This window comes from Prevotella sp. P6B4 (assembly GCF_000619985.1).
Taxonomy (GTDB): domain Bacteria; phylum Bacteroidota; class Bacteroidia; order Bacteroidales; family Bacteroidaceae; genus Prevotella.
The window spans coordinates 62,195-73,645 of record NZ_JHVE01000005.1; the positions used below are offsets into that span (position 1 = coordinate 62,195).

An 11,451-nucleotide genomic window follows, 5' to 3' on the forward strand; every position below is an offset into this window, starting at 1 on the left:
AGACGACAAGGTCCCGTGTGGTATTTAGTCTATAGCAATCAACAGATTGCGATTAATATCATACTTGACTGGCTTAGCAAAATTGATGGTGTGTCTGTCGCTGATTGCGGACACATCGATGCCACGATTCTTAAATTCATCAATAAGTGCCTTGTCGTGATAGGCTCGCATACTTGACCATGCACGGCTTTGCACCAATGCGTTGAACTCATTAACTAACTCTGGAATTTGCATGTCTGCGAATTGCAGGGCATACTTTGTGTAATAAATGTGCTGTTGCATAACTTTTTGTTTTTGAAGTGAATACTAATCTTCCGCATCGTACTGACCACCGTGGCTAAGCTAAAGCTCGGTTGGCGAGTCACCCTTTCGGGTACTGCTCTTGATGCTTCGGGTGCAAAGGTACGCAAATGTTCTGAAACGACCAAATTTTATAGTCAAATGATTATCTTTGATTATTTTGTTAACGTTAACAGAATTGTTGTACCTATCTCCATAATTCTTTGTATATTTGCAACATGGAGAAAGAGCATACCATCACAGAAGAGCAGAAGCAGCTACTTCAGCAGACGAAGTTAGAGAACGGCACGAACGCTTGGGATTGGGTGCTTTCGCAAAGGGAGGAAGACCAATACTGGGCGATCGCTGGGATACTATCGTGTATGAAGAAGGGCTACAACCTCAATGTTCTGACGATTTGTTGGGAAGCTCGTGACATTCGATATTCAAAGTAACTAATTAACATAAGCTTTATAACAATGGAAAAAATGACACTCGAAAACAGATTTTACAATCCAAGCGAACTCGCTCGGATGTTGTATGATGAGAAAATCACAGGTTTGGATTATGTAACACATCAGTCCGAAGAGCAAACACGTGACTTCAAGGAGTACTGCGCTCGACGTGCAGTTCCTGAGAACGAAGAGTCTTCAGGGAACTATCTGAACCACCTTCTGCGTGAAGAGGAGAGAAGTCATACAGAAGGCTTAGATTGATTATTAACACGTGAAAAAGGAGGTTTATATGGCAAAAGTAGATTTCAACTATTATGCGCTTTATCTGAAAAAGTATCTTGTTGATAACGATGATCCAAGGGCCAATGATGCCGAATTTATCAATGACCGTGCCGATTTGGCTGGCCAAGAGTATGAGAATAACCGACTTAGTGGCCTTGAAGTATTCCAGGCAGAGGAACTGGCCATGGAAGTACTGATGTCAGGTTTATAGTAGGGCAGGTTATTCCTGGGTATTTTTATAGAGTGTCTTTCTAATGAAGAATGGCACTCTTTTTTGATGGCTATATCCTTGATAGTCGAATAAATAGCGTTCCATAGCGGGTAGCCTGCAATGGACTGCTATGTCCATATATACATTATTATATATTAGCGATACGGTTGTATCGAACTTGATAGAAGGGAGAGTTGATTCCAACTCATGCAGGGCAAATGTCATCTGACCTAAATTTCTATGCAAAGGTACGAGCGACCGTCTTATGTGCAAGGCCAAGCCTGTGGTTTGCTTCGAAAATCTCCACACCTGCGGGTAGTATTTTCGATCAAAGTCTTGCGCTAAAGCCTGTCTTTCCTCGTCCTTTCTGCAACGAAATTTTGGTTAGATGCCCTTTACCCCCTGTGGCGGGTGGGGGATAAATTTTAGTTTTTGAGCGATGGAAAGTATATACAGAAATTTGACTGCATGCGATAAAATGCATGAAAAGAAACAGAAAGTCTGCCGAACAAAGAGTGAGCGGGCCGCATATAAACTCCTGCCTGATAGTATGAAAGCAAGGGTGGAATGCAATCCTCCTATTGCTTTCAAGGATTGCAAGACAGCTTTCTTCCCAGATTTATTCTTCAGAGAGGAGAAGATTTGTGTTGAAATTGATGGCGAATACCATCGTAGGCGTTTACAAAAAGACATGTTACGCGATGAGGTTTTTGCAAAACATGGGTTCGTAACTATCCGTATTAATAATTGCGATACCTATATCAATGTGTCTTTTTGGGAAAGGCTGGTGGAGGGAATGGATAAGATAAATAATAGAACCGCATCGGTAAATGCTTTTATCGATGAATTACGTAAAATGATAGACGATGAGATTAAACACTGGATAATAATTGATGATGAATGCGAATAATGGTTGAAAGAATTAGTAACAAATAAAAAATAAACTTATGACATTTATTATTTTAATGATGATTATTGTCGCGCTCTTTGATGATCATGATAAGAAGCCAAAGCATAAAAAGAAGTCTCGTAGGAACAAAAAGGATAAATCATGGCTTGACAATGCCTGGTTCCATGATCATGGTCAGCATATTTAATTGTGATTAATATTTCATGAGAATTCACGAAATTTTCATTCATTTCAGAATGCTGAAACGACCCAGTTTGGACTTGAAAAGGTCACCTGAAGGTCACCATGAAAGAAAAAGAGAGTCACGAAATTCTCGTAACTCTCTGATTTTCAGGGGTGGACCAGCCTGGGCTTGAACCAGGGACCTCCAGATTATGAGTCTGTTGCTCTAACCAACTGAGCTACAAGTCCGATGCTTTGCCTAAAAAGCGGTTGCAAAGGTACGTGAATTTCTTTAAATATCCAAATTTTTAAGAGGAAATAACTAAAAATCATTGATTTGTAAAGCTAAATTGGGGATTTTTGAGTAACTTTGCGGCCAATTATGAAGATAATAAACGATATAGATAGCATTCAGATACCTTGTGAATGCACTGCTACCATCGGTGTGTTCGATGGCGTGCATCGCGGTCATCAGCACTTGATTACGCTGATGATGGCCGAAGCCAGGCGGAAAGGTACAGCTTCGATGGTGATTACCTTTGATCGCCAGCCACGCGAGGTGTTTGATGCTACGTATCAGCCGCAGGTTTTATCGACACTCGACGAGAAGCGTGCGTATGTCAGTCAGTTGGATGTTGATTATCTGGTGGTGCTGCCTTTTACACGTGCGTTGGCCTCCCTGACGGCTCAGGAGTTCATGCAGCAGGTATTGCGTGAGAAGCTCAACGTGACAACATTGGTAACGGGCTATGACAACCGTTTCGGCAAGAATCGCACAGAGGGATTCGATGACTATGTAGTGTATGGTCGTGAATTAGGCATGGAGGTGCTACGAGGCGATGCCGAGATGATGACTGATGGTAGCTGTGCTGTCAGTTCTTCTGTGATCAGGCAACTGCTGACAGAGGGTAAAGTAGAGCAGATGCCAGCCTGTATGGGGCGCTACTATCAGCTGTCGGGAACGGTGATGCCGGGTGAGCATATCGGCAGTACACTTGGATTCCCAACGGCAAATCTGGAACCGGGAAATCCTCATAAACTGATTCCTGCATCAGGGGTTTATGCCGTATGGGCCAGTATTGGTGACGCTCCGAAGAAGGCTGCTATGATGAATATTGGTACCAGACCTACTTTTAAAGGACACCATACCACCCTTGAGGTGAATATTTTTAATTTCGAGGGTGATATCTACGGGCAGACGGTGACCATTGATTTTGTGGCCCGGCTGCGCGAGGAGCGCCGTTTCGATTCGCCTGAGGCGCTGGTCAAACAGTTGGAAGAAGACAAAAAGCAAGTAGAACAGATATTAAACCAGACAAAATGAAGAATGCAATAATCTATACGATAATTTTTGCCTCAATACAGTTTGTGATGGGAGGCATAGTGATGGGGGTGTTTAAGCTGATAGGACTTGATCCGATAGGATCGGTGAGTCTCATCACAGGTAGCATCCTGTCCAGCATATTGGCGTTTGCATTGTTTATAATATATAAGTGGGCGGAGGTTAGTCCGCATTGGCTGCGCACTCGTCCTTGGACGGTACTGCTGTGGACTGTGGTGGCATCGTTAGGTGCACTCACGCCATCGATATGGTTGCAGGAGATGCTGCCTGAGTTGCCAAATGTAGCCGAAAAGGGTTTGGAGAGCATAATGGGCAATCGCTTAGGATATGTAGTGATAGGGCTGCTTGCACCATTGGTAGAGGAACTGGTTTTTCGTGGAGCTATATTGCGCAGTTTGTTGCGCTGGCATCATAATCATTGGGTGGCTATTGCCATATCTGCTCTGCTGTTTGCTCTAACTCACGTAAATCCTGCACAGATGCCGCATGCATTCTTGATAGGTATGTTGCTGGGCTGGATGTACTATCGCACAGATAGTATCATACCTGGGGTGGTGTATCACTGGGCTAACAATTCGGTAGCCTATGTGATGTACAACATATCGATAGCATTATACGGTACGGGTGATCCTACGCTCGAAGATATGTTCGGCTCAAGTGTATTGTTGTCTGTAGGATTTTCGTTGCTGATAATGCTGCCGGCGATATATCAGCTTAACCTCAGAATGAAAAAGTAACCCCAAGCGTATAGCATTGAAGAAGGCTGCAGCCCCATTGTAGTGGGAGTGCAGCCTGAACTTCAGCGTTAGTATTTCCTGAAAATTTGAGAGAAATGAACGAAGCTTCACAGCTTCTTCTTCCTAATTGTTTTACTTGTTTTTATTATAAAGAAAGCATAGAAAAAAATATCTTATTCAACGAGGGTGGTTCGCTCCGTATTTCCAACCTTAATCGTGTCGGTGATGTTCTCGGCCTGGATGGTACCAAGTGAGTTAACGGAGTCTGTTACCTGCTGCTGATGGAATTTGGCATAAGCCTCTTTGGGGTCGTCCCATCCACGGTCCCAAGGTGCCTGAGCGGCATTGCCTAAGGTCAGGATGATGGCTACGACTGCGGCAGCACGGAATAACGGCATGAGGCGTGAGGTAAAAGTGATAATCTTTGCCTTAGGCTGCTCAATGCCCACCTTCTCAAGTATACGGGTGTCAAAGTCATCGCCCAGTGTCTCCTTCTCCTGCTGGAGAGTAAACAGCGCTTTGTACTGCTGCAGGCAGGCAGGAACATCATCCTGACTGAAGAATGTGCGCAGTATAGACTCTTCTTGGAGTGTGGTCTCACACTGCCAATAGCGTTCCAATAACTGTTCGATGTACTTATAGTCCATATTTCTCTGATTCTATATATTTCTGTCGGATGGCTTGTCGAGCTCGGAAGATGTTGACTTTCACCTGTTCTTCGCTGATGGCCATTATCGACGCAATTTCTTTATAACTCTTGCCTTCGAAGTCGCGTAGTTGCATAACGCTCCGCTGTTTCTCTGGCAGCTCATTGATGAGGCGGCGTATCAACTCAACGCGGTCGCGCTGCATTGCCTGCTCCTCAGGGTTGGAGGCGTAGCTGCTGTCAGGCGAATCATGCTCGCCTTCTTCCAGACTTTGGTTCTGGTTTTCCAACTTTCGCATTCTGTCGAGCGACAGATTGCGGCAGATAGTAAGACAAAAGGATTCTATTGATTCGATGTTCTCCCATTGCTCTCTGCGGTTCCAGACCTTAATCATCGTGTCTTGTACTACATCCTCTGCCTCTGCAGGGTTGAGGGTGATGCGGAGGGCAAGCCTGTAAAGCTCGTTCTTCAGCGGCAAGATGTCGTTTTGAAAACTGATCTTTTTCATCCTCTTCTTTTTATATGACGATTAACCTGGGGCAAAAGTTACAAGTAAAACGGAAAAATTTATAAAATTGTTGTGCCGCTTGTTCCATCAATGGCTGTAGCGAGGGTGATAATCACACGATTAACACCTGCATCGATAGCGCTAAGCGCATTTTCAATCTTAGGCAACATACCGCCACTGATGGTACCGTCGGTCTTATACTTCTCGAAGGCGGCACGTGTGATAGTTGGTATCACAGAGTTGTCGTCATCGGGATTACTAAGCACGCCTTTCTTCTCGAAGCTGAAGATCAGGGTGACATCGTAATATGGGGCTAATGCCTTGGCCGTCTCGCTGGCGATTGTGTCGGCATTGGTGTTCAGGATGTGTCCTTGCCCATCGTGAGTCAGCGGTGCCATAACAGGCGTAATGCCTGTCTCGATGAGCTTGTTCAGCATCTCGCCGTCGGCCTTGTCTACATCGCCTACAAAACCAAAGTCGATACCGTCTTTGATGGGACGTTTATGACTGCGTATCACATTGATGTCAGCTCCCGTCAGGCCAAGGGCATTTACACCATTGGCTTGCAAGCGTGCCACGAGGTTTTTGTTGACCAATCCGCCATAAACCATCGTTACTACGTTAAGCATTTCAGCATCTGTGATGCGGCGTCCACCAACCATTTTTGACTCGATGCCCAGACTGGCAGCTACCTGAGTAGCTCGGCGTCCACCGCCATGGATCAGTACTTTACGCCCTTCGATGGCGCTGAAATCTTTTAGTAACTGGTTGAGCTGGGCTTCGTCTTCAACAATGGCCCCGCCAACTTTGACGATTGTGAGTTTCTGTTTCATGTTCTATTCTATAATGTTTACGACTGTCCAATGGCAGTATACTGATGTATGATGCCATCAGCCAGATACGCATTAGAGTCATTGGCACCATAGATGGTGTCGTAGATAAGTTTAACTTCCTCGCGATTGCCACCGTGTTTAAGCGTCCATACGATGCAGAGGTTCTGCAGACCCACGCTTTCTGACAGGATGTCGAGATCGGTTATAGCCAATTGCGACAGCGCTAACTGATAAGCTGTATCGCTGAGTTCATCGACCATAGCCTGAACCTCGCCAAGCGACTCCATGCCGAAATGCTCAAGAACAGGGAGAAAAGGCATGAGTGAGGCTGGGAATAGCTCTGCTTGATTGACGGCTGCAATGCGTTGATTGAGTCGATCAAAGGGGCGTAGATCCAGATAGCTGCGGAACGAGTCGGTAGAGAGCGTTACTTCGTTCAGATTACCTGACTTGACTAACGTCTGAATCTGGCGGCGATATTCCGTCATGGTGGTGCGTAGCCGACTGAATTCATCGTCGGCCAGTTCGAGCATACCTGCCAGACGACTGAACTGGCGGCGATACTCAGGTGGCAGTTTTACTGCCCCTTTATAGCCTATGTCGTGTTCTATAGCCGACCAAGTGTGTTGCAGGGCAGTACGTATCTGAATCTCGAATGGTATGCTCCCCTCGTGCAGGCGGCAGATGTAGTGGAGTGAGTTATAGCCGAAACTGGTAAGCTGATGTAGCTTGCGTTTGTCTACTGAGTTGCTCCAATCGATATCGAATAGCTGGCTGACAATAGCGGCAACCTTGTCAACATCGTCGGTGTAGAAGGTAACGATACGTAGACCAACCAGATCGGTAATGTCGCTGAGTGAGCGGTATTTCTCGCCTTTTAGCTCCAGTTTGCCTGCTAACGACTGCTCAGTTTTCACACGGTGTTCTATGCTATTGAGCTCGATGCCCTGATGACGTAGCGTCGTTTGCAGCAACTCAAAGACCTTGTTTTCAAGTTGCTGCAATTCAGGTCGCTGGTTGTGGAACTCCTGCAGCAATGCTTCGCAATGAGGCGATAGTCGCATTATTTAAACTCGAACAGGTTGATGAAGCCCGTCATTGCGAACACCTGACGGAGATCTTCGTTAAGACCACGGAGGAATACATGGCTGCCTTTGGGTTTTGCTGCTTTAAGTAGGCCAAGGAACAGGCGCAGACCACTTGAGGAGATATACTCAAGGCTGGTGCAGTCGAGGATAACATCATGACCGTCACAGTTGTAGAGAGGTTTCATTTCTTCTTCGACTTTTGCTGAAGCTGCTGTGTCGAGACGACCTTCGAAATACATGACGAAGTTCTTGTCTTCTTCTTTAAACGTTGTTTTCATAATGATAATTTATTGGTAAATTTTTTGCGGAGCGTCAGGACGTTCTTTCCGTCAATACGCTCATAGTTAATTGTATCCATAATCTGTCGGATCAGGTGGATGCCTAATCCACCGATACTTCGTTCTTCTGCAGAGAGTGTAGTGTCTACTTCGCTCTTGGCAGTAGGGTCGAAAGCGGTACCATTGTCGCTGATGACAAATTTCAACCGTTCATCGTTTGCTTGTGCGGCAATGTAAACATCGCCTTTCACGCCAGCGGGGTAGGCATAATTCATGACGTTGACTACTGCCTCTTCGATAGCGAGGTTTAGTTTCATCGTCGTACTCATGTCGAATCCAACGGCCTCGCAGACTTCATCTACGAAAGCGTTAAGCTGGGGTACTGTCTGCACATCGTTAGGCAGAGTGATCTGATTTTGATAACGCACGTCGAGTTGCTTTTTGGTGTATTGTATTGCTAACATGGTTAAATCGTCACTTTGTTCTGCGCCGTCAACAAAAGACTGTACAGCCAGTCTCATCTGATCTATGACGGCATGTGGTGCACAACAATATGATGCCTGAATGCTATTCGCCTGATTGAGAATGCGATCCATGCCGAATAGCTCGTGACGATTGTTTTCGGCTTCACTTAGTCCATCGGTAAACAGGAATATTGTAGTTTGTGGCTTAATCATGACCTCCTGGACGCTGAATCGCCAATCGGGCATAACACCTACGGGGATGTTTGAATCGCATGGTAACGTTTCTACATGAGCCGTTTGGTCGAAACTGACGAGTAACGGTGCATCGTGGCCGGCATTACAATATCGCATACGGCCTGTTGGCAAATCGAGTGAACCTACAAGGAGTGTGACAAACATGTTAGAGTCGTTGCCATCGGCCATGGCATCATTAATCGTGGTAATGATGCGGTCAGGTGCCGCCTCATGGGCAGAGACGGTACGGAACTGGGCACGGGTAACAGCCATTACCAGAGAGGCAGGTACACCCTTGCCGCTGACGTCGCCTATGCAGAAGAAAAGTTTCTCGTCGCGGATATAAAAGTCAAACAAGTCGCCACCTACAGATTTTGCAGGGGTTAGTTCGCCATAGATATCGATATCATTACGATCAGGATAAGGTGGGAAAATCTTGGGCAGCATCGACATTTGGATGTCACTGGCCACACGTAGCTCACTTTCAATGGATGCCTTAGAGGCTGTAGTCTGCTGTAGTTGAGCAATGTATTTGGCTATTGAATGCTGCATATCGTCAAAAGAGTCGCGTAGATGACTAATCTCGTCTTTTGAATCGAATACAGGTAGTTCTACATCGAAGTTACCTCGTGAGATCTCTTTCGTTTTTTCTGATAACAAGCTGAGTGGCCACAACTGTGAGCGGATGATATAGTAAAGCGATAAGGATATCGCAACTACTAATATGGCCAGTAGCAGAAGCATATAGGTTCGCAAACGGTTGGGACCTTCCAGAATCTTGTCTTCAGGTAGTGTGAAGCAAATAGACCATTGTACGCGGTCGACGGGCGCGTAATAGACAATCGAGGAAGAAAAGTCTTGCCTATTTGACTCATTCTGTAGCTGACCTGACATGTCAACCGTATCTGTTCCATCTTGCCAACTCAGCATTTTTCTGGTCATCTCAAGGAATGTGGAATCGTGTTGCTGTCGTGCTTGATCAATCACATTAATTGATTGGACCCAATCTGTATTCGGATGGCAGATATACTGTGAATCGCGCCCTACAACAAATACGGTGGAGTAATCGTAGGGCTTGGCTTTGTCTACCAGATTCTGTACCCAGTCGAGTGAAACATCGGCACATAGTACTGCGTAAGTATGCCCCGTCTCGTCGTGAAGTGGTACGGAATAGGTAACCATAGCACGTTTGGTCGACATGGAGTCGATATAAGGCAGGCACCAATAACCCTTGTCGAGTTTGTTGGTATAAATCCAGTTACTATCTGTTTCCAGATAGCAGAAGTCGTTTTCCGGGCCGCCTATCTCATCTTCTTCAAAGGTATCTTTGGCTGTTCGATAAATGGTTGGTGCAAAATAGCGGTCATTATGTTCAAAGTAATTAGCCTCATAAAGCAATGTTACTGCTGCTATGTCCTCATTGGCCTCAATGAGTCGTTCCATCAGAGGGCGGCATAGTGTTTCATGAGGCGCAAACATGTGAGCGTAGGATGCTGCTGTGTTGACAGCTGTCTCAACATTTGACAGACGGTTGTCAATCACCTTGATGGCACCAGTCATAGAACGACCTGCCTGGCGGTTCACTTCTGTGATGACGATGTTGCGTACATAGTTCATCTGCCATAAGCCTGCCGTGAGCAGGATGACGGTGATGACTACAAGCACAAGGCATGTGGTACGCGCTGCTACCGACTGGTTCAGAATTTTTGATAATCTGGCTTTCACATGCTCCATACATTATTGTTTTTAGTTACTCGTTTCGTTGCAATTTGGCATAAGGTTCACCCATTAGTGTCAGGTTTTCATTGTGCACAATATTGACATCGATGCCCTTTTGGAAAATCATGACGACATCAGAGCCTCCGAATTGGAAGAATCCCATTTCATCGCCTTTTTTGAGTTGCTGACCTACTTGTAGTGAAGGAAGCCAGTTAACACTACATATCTGCGACATACCCACAGGCATCATAGCCACCAGCCCGTATTGCTCTGTCTCGATGATTGCGCAGGCTCGCGTCTCTACCATCTGAAAGCCTATGTCGTTTACGTAGTAGTAGAGTTTGGAATTATTGTCCCAAAGTGTATAACCGCCTCCAGCCGATACGCCTGGTATCGTTCTTAGCTCCTTGAGTACACCATCAACGGGTGCGTGATAACGATGGTAGCAGTTAACATCGAGGAATGTGTGAGTAAGTGTACCGCCTGCGAAGGCGTTCTTGTACTGCGAGTCGTTGCCTATCAGTTGGGCTATGTCAGAAATCTTAGCTGTTTTAATCTGTAAACTATCAGGATATTGCAACTGGTTATTATCGTCAATCTGCCAAGTAAGTTTGGGCCAAGAATCAACTGGACACACAACCTCTGTGTCGGCAATTGGTCGCATGGCGGGTGAGGCTAACTTACGAGCAAAGAATTCATTGAATGTACGCCATTGGTTGCCTTCGCCGTACCAACCTTCTGTGAGTCCCCAATCTGGGTCATCCTTTACCATATTATAATAGGTGTCGTTCCAACTGTCTTCTGTCGACAGGAATTCCCCCCAGGTATTGCTGTAGATAGAAAGCCATGAGGCAAACGGTTCAACAAACTCTACTGTGGGATAGAAAAAACCGCGATTACGAAGTTCGTCGAGAGGTTGATCGACGATGAACCAGAAGTAGCCAATGCCTTGGTCGGTACGACCGTAGAGTCCCCTCCCGTAATCGTTGGGAGCTTGATGAATCATCACGTTCCAAGGCAACTGATGTACATTCCAGTCAATGAAATCGTAGAACTCATTGAGTGATTGGGCTGGGTTGTATTGACGGTCAGGATTGATTTCGGCAGCCTGAGCGATGGCGTGTTCCAGTAGCGACTTAATCTCGTCATTCTCATTGCATATCTTGATGAGGGCTTTCGTTGCCTCTGTATGTTGATGCCCTGGCGGTATGACAGGGTCATCATCGTTGCTACATGCAGAGAACTGCATGCTGCATAGCAAGATGGTTAGCAACAACCAAAGATTAAGTTTCTTCATAGGCG

15 protein-coding genes, 1 tRNA gene and 1 riboswitch are annotated in these 11,451 nt (G+C 45.8%); of the genes, 7 read left to right on the forward strand and 9 right to left on the reverse strand.

What is annotated here, in order from left to right:
• Window positions 1-24: 24 nt before the first annotated feature.
• Window positions 25-282 carry a hypothetical protein gene (locus T491_RS0104695; protein WP_028902861.1) on the reverse strand — a complete coding sequence of 86 codons (258 nt, stop codon included), beginning with the start codon at window positions 280-282 and terminating at the stop codon, window positions 25-27.
• Window positions 281-394: riboswitch (SAM-I-IV-variant riboswitch) on the reverse strand. Its footprint overlaps the gene before it by 2 nt.
• A 124-nt stretch (window positions 395-518) precedes the next feature.
• Here T491_RS0104695 and T491_RS0104700 point away from each other — a divergent pair.
• The 5 genes from T491_RS0104700 (at window position 519) to T491_RS18170 (ending at window position 2,324) form a co-directional block, all read left to right on the forward strand.
• Entirely contained in the window at window positions 519-734 is a 216-nt protein-coding gene (locus tag T491_RS0104700; RefSeq protein ID WP_028902862.1) for a hypothetical protein, read from the forward strand.
• 24 nt (window positions 735-758) lie between these two features.
• The gene (locus T491_RS0104705; protein WP_155950038.1) at window positions 759-995 is read left to right on the forward strand and encodes a hypothetical protein; all 237 of its coding nucleotides are present in this window, start codon (window positions 759-761) and stop codon (window positions 993-995) included.
• Between the two features lie 10 nt (window positions 996-1,005).
• Window positions 1,006-1,227, forward strand: coding sequence for a DUF1896 family protein (locus T491_RS15695; protein WP_091860488.1), 222 nt, complete (start codon window positions 1,006-1,008; stop codon window positions 1,225-1,227).
• Between the two features lie 439 nt (window positions 1,228-1,666).
• On the forward strand, window positions 1,667-2,137 hold the full coding sequence (locus T491_RS0104720; RefSeq protein ID WP_028902865.1) for a DUF559 domain-containing protein: 471 nt from the start codon (window positions 1,667-1,669) through the stop codon (window positions 2,135-2,137).
• A gap of 55 nt (window positions 2,138-2,192) precedes the next feature.
• On the forward strand, window positions 2,193-2,324 hold the full coding sequence (locus T491_RS18170) for a hypothetical protein (protein ID WP_255327028.1): 132 nt from the start codon (window positions 2,193-2,195) through the stop codon (window positions 2,322-2,324).
• A gap of 150 nt (window positions 2,325-2,474) precedes the next feature.
• On the opposite strand, the gene T491_RS0104730 is transcribed toward T491_RS18170, so the two are convergent.
• Window positions 2,475-2,548 (reverse strand) — tRNA-Ile (locus tag T491_RS0104730).
• A gap of 133 nt (window positions 2,549-2,681) precedes the next feature.
• Here T491_RS0104730 and ribF point away from each other — a divergent pair.
• Complete coding sequence (ribF, locus tag T491_RS0104735; protein ID WP_028902866.1) at window positions 2,682-3,623, forward strand: riboflavin biosynthesis protein RibF; 942 nt, start codon at window positions 2,682-2,684, stop codon at window positions 3,621-3,623.
• Window positions 3,620-4,378, forward strand: a complete 759-nt coding sequence (locus tag T491_RS0104740) for a CPBP family intramembrane glutamic endopeptidase (RefSeq protein WP_028902867.1) — start codon at window positions 3,620-3,622, stop codon at window positions 4,376-4,378. Before ribF ends, T491_RS0104740 begins: the two co-directional genes overlap by 4 nt.
• A gap of 173 nt (window positions 4,379-4,551) precedes the next feature.
• Here T491_RS0104740 and T491_RS0104745 read toward each other — a convergent pair whose 3' ends face one another.
• The 7 genes from T491_RS0104745 to T491_RS0104775 are packed head-to-tail and all read right to left on the reverse strand — an operon-like array spanning window position 4,552 to window position 11,446.
• Entirely contained in the window at window positions 4,552-5,025 is a 474-nt protein-coding gene (locus tag T491_RS0104745; protein WP_028902868.1) for a hypothetical protein, read from the reverse strand.
• The gene (locus T491_RS0104750) at window positions 5,015-5,533 is read right to left on the reverse strand and encodes an RNA polymerase sigma factor (protein WP_028902869.1); all 519 of its coding nucleotides are present in this window, start codon (window positions 5,531-5,533) and stop codon (window positions 5,015-5,017) included. Before T491_RS0104750 ends, T491_RS0104745 begins: the two co-directional genes overlap by 11 nt.
• Before the next feature lie 59 nt (window positions 5,534-5,592).
• Entirely contained in the window at window positions 5,593-6,366 is a 774-nt protein-coding gene (argB, locus tag T491_RS0104755; RefSeq protein ID WP_028902870.1) for an acetylglutamate kinase, read from the reverse strand.
• A 17-nt stretch (window positions 6,367-6,383) separates the two neighbouring features.
• Window positions 6,384-7,430, reverse strand: coding sequence for a GTP pyrophosphokinase family protein (locus T491_RS0104760; RefSeq protein ID WP_036915306.1), 1,047 nt, complete (start codon window positions 7,428-7,430; stop codon window positions 6,384-6,386).
• Window positions 7,430-7,732, reverse strand: a complete 303-nt coding sequence (locus tag T491_RS0104765; RefSeq protein WP_028902872.1) for an STAS domain-containing protein — start codon at window positions 7,730-7,732, stop codon at window positions 7,430-7,432. Before T491_RS0104765 ends, T491_RS0104760 begins: the two co-directional genes overlap by 1 nt.
• Complete coding sequence (locus tag T491_RS0104770) at window positions 7,729-10,155, reverse strand: SpoIIE family protein phosphatase (protein WP_197018798.1); 2,427 nt, start codon at window positions 10,153-10,155, stop codon at window positions 7,729-7,731. The genes T491_RS0104765 and T491_RS0104770 overlap by 4 nt, the downstream gene beginning before the upstream one ends.
• A 25-nt stretch (window positions 10,156-10,180) precedes the next feature.
• Window positions 10,181-11,446 carry a phosphatidylserine decarboxylase gene (locus tag T491_RS0104775; protein WP_028902874.1) on the reverse strand — a complete coding sequence of 422 codons (1,266 nt, stop codon included), beginning with the start codon at window positions 11,444-11,446 and terminating at the stop codon, window positions 10,181-10,183.
• Window positions 11,447-11,451: the final 5 nt, after the last annotated feature.